The organism is Pseudoalteromonas sp. QJM3NY_22 (genome assembly GCF_056173065.1).
In genome coordinates, this window is sequence record NZ_CM149655.1 from 747623 (window position 1) to 762048 (window position 14426).

A 14426-nucleotide genomic window follows, 5' to 3' on the forward strand; every position below is an offset into this window, starting at 1 on the left:
AGTAAAGGTTGATGATGTTGCAAATGATAACGCATATCAATTGTATTTTATACGGAAAAAGTAATTTATATGATAAATTAAGGTGATTTATTGAATGAAATAAAGTTTAAGGGGTTTAAATAAACTAAAAAATAGAATGGTAGTTTGCTAAGGCTGAATGGTTATTCCTTAGCAAACAATAGATTAAGCTTTAATTAACGTCTTTTATTATTAATAAAGGGAAGTGCTTAACGGAACGAGGTTGCCACTGATTAAAAATTATATTTTTAACACCTAAAGACGCAAGTGCCTTGGGTGAGTATGTCCAGCCTCGCGCATGTTTTTTTATTGCTGCTTTGCGTAAACTTGGCTCTAGACCCACAGTAAGTAGGTCATGATTTACATTAAAGCGTTTATACATTGCTCGTTCTCGCTTACTTGCTTTGGCTATAACCTGATCATAATGTGCACGGAGTACTTGCCATTTTTTACTTTTTTTTGGTTCATCTAAATTTTTGACCATAGTGTCTATATCACTGTCGAGCCATTTTGCAGAGGCTGCATCGCCATGCCAGCCAACTATTGCATTTTTCTCAATGGTTGTCGGTTGCCCTACGAGTAGTATGTAGTTAGCACAAGATGAAAAACAAAAGTCTTTTATGCTCACGCTAAGTTTATGAGCGGCGATCAAGTCAGCTAAATCCATACCAAAATCGATGTTACCGCCACCGCTGGTAATCGTTAATGCGTTTATCGAGGAATTGCTTTTTAAAAGTTCAGAAGCTTTATTATTTTGAACCTCAGTAATTTGGCCACTGTAATACAGGGTGTTTTTTTTAACGACCACCAGCGCGCTTGTTGAAAAGCTACAGCATAATAACGATATGTAAATAAGCACTAATTTTAGCATTACTTGGTTTATTCCTATTTAATTCGTAACTATTCACCATGGTAAATTATTTTCAAAGGATCTTTTTTAACTATTGACCGATCCCGCCAGTATGCCAAGCTAGGGCTATGACCTAATAGCCCTAGCTTCAATGAATTTAAACAGCATCAACATCGACGAAATCGTTGAGAAAACCAAAGCTCAATTACAAGAAGGTAAAACTCTCACGCCTGCGCTGAAGATGTCTATTGAACTCATTCTGGTTGTCGTTGTTATGTTAGCAAGTAAATTAGGACTTAACAGTAACAATAGCAGTATCCCGCCATCAAAAGACATCAACCGAAAAAAACAAAACAAAGAGAAATCAGCCAAGTCAGCGGGTGGTCAAAAAGGCCGTGCAGGTAAAACACTAACCCAAACACAGACGCCTGATGAGATCAAAATCATCCTAGTTGAACGTGATTTTTTACCGAAAGGTCACTACCGTGAAATTGGCTTTCAAAAACGACAGGTTGTCGATATAGATATCAGGAAAGTGGTCACTGAATACCAAGCACAAATTCTGGAAAATGAGCAAGGTAAGCGTTTTATTGGTGAATTTCCAGAAGACGTTAACAGTCCTATTCAATATGGGGTTGGTGTAAAAGCCCATGCAGTTTACCTATCCCAATATCAATTACTCCCTTACAACCGCATTGAAGAATATTTTTGTGATCAACTCGGTATTCCAATCAGTGCGGGTAGTTTATTTAACTTTAATGAACAAGCAGCGGCCTTGGTAAAGTCCTCCGGCGCAGAAGCCGCGCTCAAGAAAGCCCTGAAAACGACTTATCAAGCCTTACACGTTGATGAAACGGGGATTAATATAGGTGGTAAACGACGATGGCTTCATGGTGCATCAACGACGTGGTGGACGTATTTTTACCCGCATGAGAAAAGAGGGAAAATAGCGATGGATGACGCCGATATTTTACCTCACTTTACTGGGGTACTATGCCACGACCACTGGAAACCGTATTATCAATATACACAGTGCCAACATGCCTTGTGTAATGCACATCATATCCGAGAGTTAGAAAGGGCATGGGAGCAAGACGGTATGCAATGGGCAAAGGATTTGCAAACCCTACTGACTGAAATCAATAAACATCAAATAGATAACCCCGAGCTAGATGCAGACACAAAAGCTCACTATATAGAGAAATATCAACAAATATTGGCTCAAGGTGACATTAAATGCCCTCCACCGGATAGAAACAGCCGAGTAAAAGGCCAGCGAGGCAGATTGAAACGAACAAAGTCTAGAGCGTTGTTAGAGCGGTTAAGAGATTATCAAGATGATGTCTTACGGTTCATGACGGAAACAGCGGTGCCTTTTAGCAACAACCAAGGTGAGAATGATATTAGGATGACCAAGGTTCATCAAAAGATATCTGGGTGCTTCAGAAGCATGCAAGGTGCAGAGATGTTTTGTTTAATCAGAAGCTACCTCTCGACTTGCAGAAAACAGCATGTATCAGCAAGCCTAGCCCTTGAATTACTCTTCAAAAATCAGTTACCTGATATATTTATTGAAAATGTGGCTGAATAGTTACTTTAATTCAAGCTATAAATATTTTGCAGAGAAACGATTTAATAATGCTAATGAACATACATATAAGCTTACCAAAACAAGGTCTGTAAAGCCGTTATCGCTTTGAATGATGTAAGTACTTAAAGCCATGTGGCCACCATATGAAAAACATAAAAGTATACCCATAATACTGGTGTTTTTAACAATGTTACCAATTATAAAACTAGGGCGTGTTGATCTTTGCGGTATAAAAAACAAACAGCATAAGGATAAGGTATAATTGAATTCGCTAAAAAACGTTACACCGAACCCTCATGCCAAGATTAATGTTAACAGACGCGACATGGAATGTCTTATCAAAAGTAATGCACTTAAGTGGTCGAATTTATAATAAGCCTGAGCATAGAAAAACGCTCGAAGGCATACTCTATAAGATGCGTACCGGTATTCCTTGGCGAGATTTACCGTCTTATTTCGGCTCGTGGAGTGCTATTTATAGACGATTTAATTTATGGTCCAAAAAAGATATTTTGAATGAATTATTTCGAGTGTTATCCCACTATGCTGATATGGATTGGATCTTTATTGATGGCAGTATTGTCAGGGCTCACCAGCATAGTTGCGGTGCAAGAACCGCTGACAATGAATCAATCGGTAAGAGTCGAGGTGGTAATTCGACTAAAATTCATCTTGCAGTAGATAGCGGAGGATTGCCTGTTTATTATGAATTATCCTGTGGAAATACGCATGATATCGTCCATGCAGAGTCACTTGTAGCCAATTGCCCAACGAGTAATGTTGTTGTCGCAGATAAAGGCTACGATAGTGAAAAACTAAGAGAGTTTATTCGTGACAATAGCGCTACACCCGTTATTCCACGCAAGGATAACAGTTTAGTGGGTAATGAAGATATTGACTGGTGCATGTACAAATATAGGCACTTAGTTGAGAATGCCTTTGGTCGGATCAAACAATATAGAGGGATAGCCACACGGTATGAAAAGCTTGAGCGGAATTATCATTCCATGCTCGCTTTAGCATTCACTATGATGTGGCTACCAATATGGGCTGATTAATATATATACTACAAAGATCAACAGCCCCTAAGAGTAAGCAGTAACTCGTCATCAAAAGTAAGGCTGGGCGTTACTGTTTTCATTTGTGTGTTTTTAATATCTTGCGCAGCGAGTTTATGCGCTATAAACGTGGTGTGCGGGCTTTTAAATACCTCGGCGCCGTAAATATGATCGCTGTGATTATGGCTATAAATTACATATTTTACAGGCACGTTATAGCGAGTTTTAATTTGCTCGTTTAACCAGGTGGCGGCTTTTTTGTTAAGCGGGTCGGTAACAATTGCGCCCTCAGGAGTGATTAAAAATACGGAGCGGTGTCTGTCGTCTATAAAGCGATGTAAGCCATTGCCTAGGTCTTCTATTTCATAGGCTTGTGTGGCAAAGCCTATAAATAATAGGGCTGTAGTTAATAGTTTTTGTAGCAAGGGGGGCATACACCATCCCTTTTAAGTTGATAACGCTATTAAAAGAAGAGAGTGCAAGGCCGTAAAAAATTTCAGTTGTTAGTTAAATTAAAACTTAAACCTAAGCCTAAACTTAAGTAAAAAGATCGTAACTATTCAGCCACATTTTCAATAAATATATCAGGTAACTGATTTTTGAAGAGTAATTCAAGGGCTAGGCTTGCTGATACATGCTGTTTTCTGCAAGTCGAGAGGTAGCTTCTGATTAAACAAAACATCTCTGCACCTTGCATGCTTCTGAAGCACCCAGATATCTTTTGATGAACCTTGGTCATCCTAATATCATTCTCACCTTGGTTGTTGCTAAAAGGCACCGCTGTTTCCGTCATGAACCGTAAGACATCATCTTGATAATCTCTTAACCGCTCTAACAACGCTCTAGACTTTGTTCGTTTCAATCTGCCTCGCTGGCCTTTTACTCGGCTGTTTCTATCCGGTGGAGGGCATTTAATGTCACCTTGAGCCAATATTTGTTGATATTTCTCTATATAGTGAGCTTTTGTGTCTGCATCTAGCTCGGGGTTATCTATTTGATGTTTATTGATTTCAGTCAGTAGGGTTTGCAAATCCTTTGCCCATTGCATACCGTCTTGCTCCCATGCCCTTTCTAACTCTCGGATATGATGTGCATTACACAAGGCATGTTGGCACTGTGTATATTGATAATACGGTTTCCAGTGGTCGTGGCATAGTACCCCAGTAAAGTGAGGTAAAATATCGGCGTCATCCATCGCTATTTTCCCTCTTTTCTCATGCGGGTAAAAATACGTCCACCACGTCGTTGATGCACCATGAAGCCATCGTCGTTTACCACCTATATTAATCCCCGTTTCATCAACGTGTAAGGCTTGATAAGTCGTTTTCAGGGCTTTCTTGAGCGCGGCTTCTGCGCCGGAGGACTTTACCAAGGCCGCTGCTTGTTCATTAAAGTTAAATAAACTACCCGCACTGATTGGAATACCGAGTTGATCACAAAAATATTCTTCAATGCGGTTGTAAGGGAGTAATTGATATTGGGATAGGTAAACTGCATGGGCTTTTACACCAACCCCATATTGAATAGGACTGTTAACGTCTTCTGGAAATTCACCAATAAAACGCTTACCTTGCTCATTTTCCAGAATTTGTGCTTGGTATTCAGTGACCACTTTCCTGATATCTATATCGACAACCTGTCGTTTTTGAAAGCCAATTTCACGGTAGTGACCTTTCGGTAAAAAATCACGTTCAACTAGGATGATTTTGATCTCATCAGGCGTCTGTGTTTGGGTTAGTGTTTTACCTGCACGGCCTTTTTGACCACCCGCTGACTTGGCTGATTTCTCTTTGTTTTGTTTTTTTCGGTTGATGTCTTTTGATGGCGGGATACTGCTATTGTTACTGTTAAGTCCTAATTTACTTGCTAACATAACAACGACAACCAGAATGAGTTCAATAGACATCTTCAGCGCAGGCGTGAGAGTTTTACCTTCTTGTAATTGAGCTTTGGTTTTCTCAACGATTTCGTCGATGTTGATGCTGTTTAAATTCATTGAAGCTAGGGCTATTAGGTCATAGCCCTAGCTTGGCATACTGGCGGGATCGGTCAATAGTTAAAAAAGATCCTTTGAAAATAATTTACCATGGTGAATAGTTACTAATTTTTAAGGTTATAGCAGTGATATTAATAAATTTAAAACAAAACCTTGCGGCTCCTCCCACTGAAATAATTAATGTGTTGCTTGATCATGAACGTTTAAATAGGTTTTTTAACGCTCAATTTTTATTATTGAAACCGCAAAATTGCGGGCAGATAAGCGGCGGAAAAGGAGCCGTGAGGCAAGTTAGAACATCAGGGTATACTTTTACTGAGCAAGTTATAAGTGCTAGCGATAATCACATTTGCTATCAAATTGTGGGCAATAAGCCTGTGGCTGCTCATCAAGGTGATATTTATTTAACTGTTATCGAAAAGCAGGCATTTATCTCTACTGAGCTTACTTATTCTATACAGTGTATTTCACCTTGGTGGATGCCCAGTTTTATACTTAAATTTTTCATTAAAAAAGATATTAAAAACGCACTTACAAAATTAGAGCGCTATTTTAAGGAGTGCACAACATGAGTGTTGAAATTATTTTACTTGCCTTAAGCCCTGTATTTTTAACCTTTGTAGTATTTGAATTTATAGCGTTTAGGCGTTATTACAGTATAAAAGACAGCCTAGCTAATACGGTTTTGGCTTTAATGCATCAAGGAGCAGATGCGCTTTCATTAATTATACTCATGCCGTTTTTTTATTGGCTTTACGGATACCGCTTGTTTGATATAGAGCTTTCTGTATTTTCTATTTTATGTGCTTTTTTACTGCAAGACTTTTTGTACTATTGGTTTCATAAAGCATCACATCATATTCATTGGTTATGGGCGGCGCATGTCGTACACCATAGTTCCACTAAAATGAATTTTACTACCGCGTTTAGGCAAAGCTTAATGTATCCCTTGGTGGGCATGTGGATATTTTGGTTACCTATGATGTTGATCGGGTTTGACCCAATGACAGTCCTAACTGTTGTGGCGCTCAACTTGGCGTATCAGTTTTTTGTGCATACACAAATAGTGAATAAGCTTGGTTGGTTTGAAAAGGTGTTTAATACACCTTCTCATCACAGAGTGCATCATGCAATTAATGCAGGCTACCTGGATAAAAATTTTGCGGGTGTATTAATTATTTGGGATAAATTATTTGGCACCTTTGTTGAGGAAGACCCAAATAAAACCTGTAAATATGGCATCGTAGGACAGTTAAAGACTAACAACCCATTTAAAATAACATTTCACCAATGGGACTATTTGATAAAAAGCATCTATAGAGTAAAAGGCATTAAAGCAAAGCTAAACGTTTTATTTGGTTACCCCACATGCTCTCGTAAATCCTAACTATTTTTTACTTCTTGGTGCGCCTAGTAGAATAAAAGTATGGCAAATACATACAGACAAAAACGCGCTAATGCCAAGTGCGCCGCCATAGCCATCGAGCCTTGGAACTAAATACTCAAAGAGTATTGAAAAAATAATGGCTGAGTTAGTTACAGTATATATACCAAAGCGATGTGGGGCGCTCATGCCTATAAATGTGCCGCCAAAAAACACAATGCTGTAAAGCTCAGGGTTTAAGTTAAGCACGCTAAGAAGTAGATAGGCAACAATGGAAAGCGCAGCTGATGCTCTTATGGCATCAAAGCGATTATGTTTTGCTAAAAAAAACGTTAAAAATGCCCCTAGCAGCGCAATTAACGGATATTCAAGGCTCATAATACAATCCCTTTAGCTAATACAAATATTGCAACACTTGCAAAAGCAACACCACCTAACTTGCCGCCAAAACCAGTAAATAAGTTCATGGAAAGCACATACAAACTAGCACCTATAAGCGAGATAATTACAATCTCCCAATAACTAGTAATTAAATTAGTCGAGCACATGCCAGCAAAACTACCGGCATAAATAGCAGCATAAGGGTGATTTTTAACGTTTTTAGGAAACGGTATAAACGATCCTATGAGCCCAGTTAATGCGGCTGAAATCACTAATGGAACATTAAATGTTGTATGCATTACAAAGCAGGATATAAAACCCATAAAAAAAGTGATGAATTTTAAAGATAAGAATTTAATCATAGTCCACGCATTTTAAAGTAACCCTTTTTGGTTTTAAAGCACTGCCTGCAAATATAATTGCATAAGTATTCACTAACTTTAATAAGGTTGTTTATTAATTATTTTGAAAGTATTAAATATGCTTAATTATATGGCTGTTAATGTTCTATAAATTAAGATTTATGTATAATGCGGGTAATTTAGTATATTAAAAGAGTTAACCAAGGGTAATTTATGTCTAACTGTTTGCATTTAGCTATTCCAGCTGGTGATTTAAAAGTCACTAAAGCATTTTATTGTGACGTACTTGGTTGTAAAACCGGTAATAGTGAAGAGGGTCGCTGGGTTGATATCGACTTTTGGGGTAACGAGTTAACATTGCATCAAAGTGTTGAGCGTCTTCCTACAGTGCGCCACGACGTAGATATGGGCGCTGTAGCTGTACCGCATTTTGGTATTCATTTATCAGAAACCGACTTTAACGCGTTAAAAGCACGAATACAAAGTGCGGGTATAGAGTATCTTGATAAACCTTACCGTCGCTTTATTGGTGATGAGTTTGAGCAAGAAACATTTTTTATTGAAGATCCAAATGGCAATGTACTTGAAATGAAAACCATGGTTAACCCAGAGGTTTTATTTAAAAAAGTATAGTTTTTCACTCGTGCTATTTAAAGCCACTTTCTATAGTGGCTTTTTTGTGGGCTAGCTATGTAGCTGAGTTAATACTTCGCTAGGTGTTTTATTAAAGTGGCGTTTAAATTCGCGGCTAAATTGCGATGGGCTGGTATAGCCAACCTTTAATGCAGCTTCGTTGGCTTTACTTCCACTAGTGGTTATAAGTTCCTTAGCCTTAGCTAAGCGTACTTTTTTTAAATACTGTAGAGGGGATTCAAACGTAACTTGCCTAAAAGCACGATGAAATGACGATACGCTCATGTTTACATCTTCAGCCAACCCTTCAACCGTAATTTGATTGGCATAACTACTGTGCATAGTTGAGAGCGTGCGGGCGATACGTGCATAATGCCCATCATGCATCGCAAGCCCTATTAAAGTATGTCCTTGTGGACCACAAAGTACGCGATATACCAATTCTTTTACTATATCCTCGCCAAAAATGTCAGCTTCAATGGGGTTATTTAAAACAGTTAATAACCGATGAGTAACGAGCTCCATTGCTGTATCTAAAGTTGCCGACTGTACTGCGCCAATTTGTGCTGAAGACGATGACGCTGAAAGAGGCTTATGCTGCATTATTTGATTAACGAGTTTGTGTAGCATTGCAGGGTTTATATCTATGGCAATGCCCATAACGGGTAAGTCGTTATCAGTAAATGCTTCACACTCTAATGACACCGGTACGCCAAGGACTAAGTAGTCGCCTGCGCCGTATTTTATTTGATGTTCAGGAAAGTGAATTATTTTATGGCCTTGTCCAACAATAATAATACCTGAGTTATATATAAGCGGCTGGCGCGACGAGCTTTTAGTTGCTCGATGAAAATACACGCCTGGAATGATAGTTTCCATGGTGCCTTCAAAGCTGAGTAATTGATTATGCTCGGCGTATTGTTGCAACATATTGGCTATGGTAGGCATAAAAGGCATCTTTAATTGAGTGTATTTTGCGTAAAATAACAACGTTGATAGTTTTAGGCAAGCTTTTGCGAGTTATTGGGCTTTTTTTATGTTTGTTTTGCCATTAATATGCACACATCGATACTTTATTAGGTAACTAAGTAAAGTACTCAGCAATTAACCGTCACCTAGGAGCAAAATAATGAAATTTAGCTACGTAAATCCAACACTTATCCAGTTCGGCCAAGAACAAATTGCCTCACTAACTGATTTGATCGCAAAGGATCAAAAAGTACTTGTAGTGTACGGCGGCGGTTCAATTAAAAAGAACGGCGTGTACGACCAAGTTGCTGCAGCACTTGAAGGCTTTGATTGGGTAGAGTTTTCGGGCGTTGGCGCTAACCCAACAATTGAAGTACTAGACCAGGCAGTAAAAATTTGTAAAGAACAAGGTATCGACTTTGTACTAGGTGTAGGCGGCGGCTCAGTAATCGACGGCGTTAAATACATCGCAGCATCTGCAGTTTATGATGGCGAAGGTTGGGATATTCCTACTGGTAAACATAAAGTAACTAGCGCATTACCTATTGGGGCAGTACTTACTCTTCCTGCTACAGGTTCTGAGTCTAACCAAGGTTCTGTTGTGAGCAAAGCTGCGACTAAACAAAAACTTCCGTTTATGTCTCCTGCGGTACAACCTAAGTTTGCAATTATGGATCCTGATGTAATGAAAACATTACCACAGCGCCAACTTGTAAATGGTTTAGTAGACGCGTGGGTACATACCTGTGAGCAATACTTAACATTCCCAGCAGGCGCACTTGTACAAGATGGCTACGCAGAAGCACTATTAAAAGCGCTTAAAACACTGGGCGATAACTTTGAAAACCAAGACGACGCATGGCGCGCAAACCTTATGTGGTCTGCTAACCAAGCACTTAACGGTCTAATTGGTTCTGGCGTATCGCAAGATTGGGCTACGCACATGATTGGTCACGAGCTTACAGCCGCTTACGGCGTTGATCATGCACGTTCACTTGCTATTGTTCAGCCTTCTTTACTGCGCAACCAATTTGCAGTTAAAAAAGCAAAGCTTGAGCAAATGGGTAAAAATGTGTTTGGTCTTGAGCAATCTGACGACCTGGCTGAGAAAACAATTCTAGAGATTGAAGCGTTTTACCACAGCCTCGACGTAGCGACCCAGCTTACTGAGCATGGCGATGATAAAGCTGCAGCTATTGACAATATTATTGGCAAACTTGAAGCGCACGGCATGCTAGCACTTGGTGAAAACCAAGCTATTACGCTTAAAGAAAGCCGCGAAATTTTAGAGCAAGCAGTCGCTTAATTTTCAAAGCTAAGCGCTTACTTAAATATACTAAGTAATATGTTAATAAAAAACCGTCACCTTTAGGTTGGCGGTTTTTTTATGGATTATTATAAATACTGCGTTGCTAATTAACCAATAAATTCCATATTAATGTTTTTTAATGATGATAGTAAACTGTGTTCAACGGTTAGGAAAAACCTAACGATTAAATAAATTCAAACAGGACTAAAACTCATGAAATTACTAAATACATTACTTAGCTCAAAAGCAGGCATAGCAGCATTAATTTTACGAGTGCCAGTTGGCCTTATTTTAGCGGCACATGGTGCACAAAAGCTATTTGCTTGGTTTGGCGGTTACGGGCTTGAAGGTACAGGTCAATGGATGGCGAGTATTGGTTTAGAGCCTGGCTATTGGTTAGCAATGATGGCAGGTAGCGCTGAATTTTTTGGTGGCATTGCATTAGCAATTGGTTTATTAACACGCCCAGCTGCTTTAGTTGCTGGCTTTACTATGCTGATTGCTATTTTTAGCGTACATATTAATAATGGCTTATTTATGGCAAACAATGGTTATGAATATGCATTAACGTTACTAGTAGTAACTGTCGTTTTAGCAATTCAAGGAGCGGGAAGCTTTTCTCTTGATAACGTACTAGTTAAAAAACTAGCTAATAAATAGAATTTTTAAATTAAAAAAATAGCGGCCAATTTGGCCGCTATTTTTGTTTAAATTATTTAGCAGATAATGTTAAAGAATAGCTGTACTGCTTTTGCTCAAGTAAATATTCTTTATGTGTACTTGGGCTCCATGAATCATCGCCACCAACCCCCATATGTTGATGATCAATATGTACATGTACGCAATCATCAGCAATGAGTTCGTTAGTGTGTTTTGCTTGCGTTAGCGTACTTTGCGAATAAGTACTGGCTGCAAACAAAAACGCGCCAGTTACAGTTAAGCTATTAATACTCAGCAATTGGCAATCGCTACGCAGGCCATTATCAGTTGGGAATATATACGGTGTATGTAGCTCATTTAAGCTCAAGCTGTAATAACCTAAACGTGCTGCGGCTTTGCGATCTGGGTAGTTTTCAAAAGGCCCTAAACCTAGCCAGTTTATTTTTGTATCGCTTTGCTTGTTAAGTGTTGTACTCAGCCCTATACGCGGCATTGGTGGCAGAGTATCGTTTAAGTGCACGTCAATATTTAAGCTAATATTGCCGGTATTATTTAGTGTATATAGCCATTGTGTTTTTGCTTGTACTGCGCCGTTAAATTCATAATTAAATACACAAGTAATACGTATATCAACGCTTGATTGAACGGCATGAATTGAGCTACATGTGCGCTGCCATTGCCCTATACCTGCACGTAACCAACGTGCCTCCCATGCATTAGGATCTAGGTTATCTACTTCGCTTACACCAATGTCGTTATCAAGCGGGGCACGATAAAAGTTATCAACCAGTGGGCTACTAATAACTTGGCTATCGTTTTGTAACCACTGCTCTATAAGCCCTGATTGCTTGCTAAAAACAAGTTTAAACTTATCGTTTTCAATACATAGGTGGGAGTCGGTTTCTCTAACACTTATAGCGCTTTGATCTGTAGTTGATGCAAATGATTTACTGTTTAAATTATTACTATTTATAAGCTTAAACTGCTCGGTGTTTAATATATGTTTTGCACTTGCAAAGCTACAATCGTTAATAAGTGCTACATCTAAATTAAGGTGATATTGCGCACCTTGCTCAAACTTTGTTTTAGTTTTAATCGTTAACGTGTGTGTACTTTGCGGAGCAATATTAATAATTTGCTCGCCTTGTTCAACACATTCGCCATTTTGCATTAATTGCCAAACGAGCTTTTCGTTATCGGTGTGTCTAAATACGTAATCGCTAAATACATCAATGGTGTATTGATTTTTAGTTTGCTCGCGCAGCGTAAATTGTAAATGTTGCTGGCTGTATTTAGCTTCAAACAGGCTAGGGTGGGGCGTACGGTCTGGAAATAATAAGCCGTTAATACAAAATTGACGGTCATTTAGTTCATCACCAAAATCGCCACCGTAAGCCCAATAATGCTCACCGTTTTCGTCAGTTTTAGATAAACCTTGGTCTACCCAATCCCAAATAAAGCCACCTTGCAGGCGTGGGTATTCTCTAAATGCTTGCCAGTAGTCGTCAAAGCTACCTAGGCTGTTACCCATTGCATGGGCGTACTCGCATAAAATAAGTGGTCGCGTTTCACCCGGTAGGCTTAGCCACTTTTTAATAGAGTATTTAGGTACCGCATCGTCTTTAATATCGGTATCTACACGAGCATACATAGGGCAAATAATGTCGGTAGCCGTTGTATTTGCGCCGCCGCCTTCGTATTGCACTGGGCGAGAGGGGTCAAAGCTTTTTGACCAGCCGTACATAGCATCATGATTTGCGCCGTGTCCGCATTCGTTTCCTAGTGACCAAATAATAATTGAGGTGTGGTTTTTATCGCGCTCAACCATTTGTGTATAACGCGACATAAATGCACCAGCCCACTGCGGATCGCTAGCTAAACGCCCCATAGGAAACATGCCATGGGTTTCTATATTTGCTTCATCAACTACGTATAAACCTAGCTCGTCACATAGTTCGTAAAAACGAGGGTGGTTAGGATAGTGAGCAGTACGTACAGCATTAAAGTTATTTTGCTTCATCAGCTTAATATCTTCAATCATGTCGGCGGTAGTAACTGTATGGCCGTTTTCTGGGTGGTGTTCGTGGCGGTTAACACCGCGAATAAGTAGCGGTTTGCCGTTTAAGCAAAGCTGCCCGTTAAGCATTTCCACTTTTCTAAAGCCAATGCTATAGGCTTCTGCATCTACTGTGTTGCCTTTTTCATCTAATAAGCTTACAACACAGCGGTATAAGTAGGGGGTTTCGGCGGTCCACTTTTTAGGGCTTTGTATATCAATGGTTTGAAATACAACATCGCTCCAGCCGCCTTTTTCATCAACGCGTTTATTGTTAGTGCTTTGTATATGTGGCTCACACAATGCTTGCTCATTATCAAAAACCTGTACTGCTATTTGATAGTTATTTGGTGCATTAATCGCTGTTTTTACATGCAAAGTCGCATCGCGGTAGCAGGCGTCTAAATCGGGGGTTATAAATACATCGCGTATTTGGTGGTGCGGTTTAGTAAGTAAATTAACATCGCGGAATATACCGCTTAGCCACCACATGTCCTGATCTTCTAAATAACTGCCATCGCTCCAGCGAATAACCATAACCGCAATTCGGTTAGTACCAGCCACTAACAGCTCGCTTAAATCAAACTCGCTTGGCAAGCGGCTATCTTGCGAATAACCCACCCATTGACCGTTACACCACAGGTGAAACGCCGAGTTTACGCCTTCAAAGATAATATGGTTTCGCTGCGCTAATTGATCCGCCGTAATAGTAAACTCAGTGCGGTAGCAACCAGTTGGGTTATCGCTTGGTACAAACGGCGGGTTAACTGCAAATGGGTATTTAACATTACAGTAAATAGGTTTATCAAAGCCGTGTAATTGCCAGTTAGAAGGCACAGGAATACTTTGCCAATTTTTGCTTAGTGTTTCACTTAGCAGTGATTCATCAACCGCTTCGGGTTTATCAAATAATTTAAAATCCCACTGACCGTTTAAACTTTTTTTTTGCGATTGTGTGTTAGTACGGGCATGTTCAACGCTTTTAAAACCATTGAGTGGGCTGTGCGCTTTTACTTGATTAACTTGTACTGAAATTGGGCTTTCCCAATCGCGGCGATTAATTATGTGCTGTAAAGAGGTCATGTTTATCCTATTGCATAAGCGGGCAATTATAATGCGCTAAATATAGCTAAAAATAATCACAGGGGTTATGCTTAAA

General features: G+C 39.4%; 13 protein-coding genes and 1 pseudogene. 7 read left to right on the forward strand and 7 right to left on the reverse strand.

Annotation, left to right across the window (positions count from 1 at the left end):
* Positions 1 to 190: 190 nt before the first annotated feature.
* Positions 191 to 889, reverse strand: coding sequence for a hypothetical protein (locus AC0VZ4_RS03370; RefSeq protein ID WP_475440905.1), 699 nt, complete (start codon positions 887 to 889; stop codon positions 191 to 193).
* Between the two features lie 130 nt (positions 890 to 1019).
* On the opposite strand from AC0VZ4_RS03370, the gene tnpC (AC0VZ4_RS03375) reads away from it, so the two are divergent.
* Complete coding sequence (tnpC, locus tag AC0VZ4_RS03375) at positions 1020 to 2459, forward strand: IS66 family transposase (protein ID WP_475439674.1); 1440 nt, start codon at positions 1020 to 1022, stop codon at positions 2457 to 2459.
* 296 nt (positions 2460 to 2755) lie between these two features.
* Positions 2756 to 3517 carry an IS5 family transposase gene (locus AC0VZ4_RS03380; protein ID WP_475439610.1) on the forward strand — a complete coding sequence of 254 codons (762 nt, stop codon included), beginning with the start codon at positions 2756 to 2758 and terminating at the stop codon, positions 3515 to 3517.
* Positions 3518 to 3546: 29 nt separating this feature from the next.
* On the opposite strand, the pseudogene AC0VZ4_RS03385 reads toward AC0VZ4_RS03380, so the two are convergent.
* Together AC0VZ4_RS03385 and tnpC (AC0VZ4_RS03390) are read right to left on the reverse strand one after the other, a co-directional pair.
* A pseudogene (locus AC0VZ4_RS03385) lies at positions 3547 to 3951 on the reverse strand (MBL fold metallo-hydrolase); the annotation flags it as partial.
* A gap of 122 nt (positions 3952 to 4073) precedes the next feature.
* Entirely contained in the window at positions 4074 to 5513 is a 1440-nt protein-coding gene (gene tnpC / locus AC0VZ4_RS03390) for an IS66 family transposase (RefSeq protein ID WP_475439674.1), read from the reverse strand.
* A 125-nt stretch (positions 5514 to 5638) separates the two neighbouring features.
* Between tnpC (AC0VZ4_RS03390) and AC0VZ4_RS03395 the strand changes: the two genes are divergently transcribed.
* Together AC0VZ4_RS03395 and AC0VZ4_RS03400 are read left to right on the forward strand one after the other, a co-directional pair.
* Positions 5639 to 6085 carry an SRPBCC family protein gene (locus AC0VZ4_RS03395; RefSeq protein WP_337150772.1) on the forward strand — a complete coding sequence of 149 codons (447 nt, stop codon included), beginning with the start codon at positions 5639 to 5641 and terminating at the stop codon, positions 6083 to 6085.
* Complete coding sequence (locus AC0VZ4_RS03400; protein ID WP_033029956.1) at positions 6082 to 6900, forward strand: sterol desaturase family protein; 819 nt, start codon at positions 6082 to 6084, stop codon at positions 6898 to 6900. Before AC0VZ4_RS03395 ends, AC0VZ4_RS03400 begins: the two co-directional genes overlap by 4 nt.
* On the opposite strand, the gene AC0VZ4_RS03405 is transcribed toward AC0VZ4_RS03400, so the two are convergent.
* Together AC0VZ4_RS03405 and AC0VZ4_RS03410 are read right to left on the reverse strand one after the other, a co-directional pair.
* Positions 6901 to 7275: a hypothetical protein gene (locus AC0VZ4_RS03405; RefSeq protein WP_007378224.1), complete on the reverse strand. Its 375-nt coding sequence runs from the start codon at positions 7273 to 7275 to the stop codon at positions 6901 to 6903. It abuts the gene before it with no gap.
* A complete protein-coding gene (locus AC0VZ4_RS03410) occupies positions 7272 to 7577 on the reverse strand; it encodes a hypothetical protein (protein ID WP_096794077.1) in 306 nt (101 codons plus the stop codon). The genes AC0VZ4_RS03405 and AC0VZ4_RS03410 overlap by 4 nt, the downstream gene beginning before the upstream one ends.
* Positions 7578 to 7853: 276 nt before the next feature.
* Between AC0VZ4_RS03410 and AC0VZ4_RS03415 the strand changes: the two genes are divergently transcribed.
* A complete protein-coding gene (locus AC0VZ4_RS03415) occupies positions 7854 to 8273 on the forward strand; it encodes a VOC family protein (protein WP_475440906.1) in 420 nt (139 codons plus the stop codon).
* Between the two features lie 51 nt (positions 8274 to 8324).
* On the opposite strand, the gene AC0VZ4_RS03420 is transcribed toward AC0VZ4_RS03415, so the two are convergent.
* On the reverse strand, positions 8325 to 9221 hold the full coding sequence (locus AC0VZ4_RS03420) for an AraC family transcriptional regulator (RefSeq protein ID WP_475440907.1): 897 nt from the start codon (positions 9219 to 9221) through the stop codon (positions 8325 to 8327).
* A 181-nt stretch (positions 9222 to 9402) separates the two neighbouring features.
* Between AC0VZ4_RS03420 and AC0VZ4_RS03425 the strand changes: the two genes are divergently transcribed.
* Positions 9403 to 10548 (forward strand): iron-containing alcohol dehydrogenase, encoded by a 1146-nt coding sequence (locus AC0VZ4_RS03425; protein WP_475440908.1) that lies wholly within the window; start codon positions 9403 to 9405, stop codon positions 10546 to 10548.
* A gap of 216 nt (positions 10549 to 10764) precedes the next feature.
* Positions 10765 to 11211: a DoxX family protein gene (locus AC0VZ4_RS03430; protein WP_475440909.1), complete on the forward strand. Its 447-nt coding sequence runs from the start codon at positions 10765 to 10767 to the stop codon at positions 11209 to 11211.
* 52 nt (positions 11212 to 11263) lie between these two features.
* Here the strand turns inward: AC0VZ4_RS03430 and AC0VZ4_RS03435 are convergent, their stop codons facing one another.
* Positions 11264 to 14350, reverse strand: a complete 3087-nt coding sequence (locus AC0VZ4_RS03435) for a beta-galactosidase (protein WP_475440910.1) — start codon at positions 14348 to 14350, stop codon at positions 11264 to 11266.
* Between the last annotated feature and the right edge of the window lie 76 nt (positions 14351 to 14426).

Coding starts and splice junctions, on each gene's coding strand:
- AC0VZ4_RS03370 (WP_475440905.1), bottom strand. CDS start 889: ATGCTAAAATTAGTGCTTATTTACATATCGTTATTATGCTGTAGCTTT.
- tnpC (WP_475439674.1), top strand. CDS start 1,020: ATGAATTTAAACAGCATCAACATCGACGAAATCGTTGAGAAAACCAAA.
- AC0VZ4_RS03380 (WP_475439610.1), top strand. CDS start 2,756: ATGCCAAGATTAATGTTAACAGACGCGACATGGAATGTCTTATCAAAA.
- tnpC (WP_475439674.1), bottom strand. CDS start 5,513: ATGAATTTAAACAGCATCAACATCGACGAAATCGTTGAGAAAACCAAA.
- AC0VZ4_RS03400 (WP_033029956.1), top strand. CDS start 6,082: ATGAGTGTTGAAATTATTTTACTTGCCTTAAGCCCTGTATTTTTAACC.
- AC0VZ4_RS03405 (WP_007378224.1), bottom strand. CDS start 7,275: ATGAGCCTTGAATATCCGTTAATTGCGCTGCTAGGGGCATTTTTAACG.
- AC0VZ4_RS03410 (WP_096794077.1), bottom strand. CDS start 7,577: ATGCATACAACATTTAATGTTCCATTAGTGATTTCAGCCGCATTAACT.
- AC0VZ4_RS03415 (WP_475440906.1), top strand. CDS start 7,854: ATGTCTAACTGTTTGCATTTAGCTATTCCAGCTGGTGATTTAAAAGTC.
- AC0VZ4_RS03420 (WP_475440907.1), bottom strand. CDS start 9,221: ATGCCTACCATAGCCAATATGTTGCAACAATACGCCGAGCATAATCAA.
- AC0VZ4_RS03425 (WP_475440908.1), top strand. CDS start 9,403: ATGAAATTTAGCTACGTAAATCCAACACTTATCCAGTTCGGCCAAGAA.
- AC0VZ4_RS03430 (WP_475440909.1), top strand. CDS start 10,765: ATGAAATTACTAAATACATTACTTAGCTCAAAAGCAGGCATAGCAGCA.
- AC0VZ4_RS03435 (WP_475440910.1), bottom strand. CDS start 14,350: ATGACCTCTTTACAGCACATAATTAATCGCCGCGATTGGGAAAGCCCA.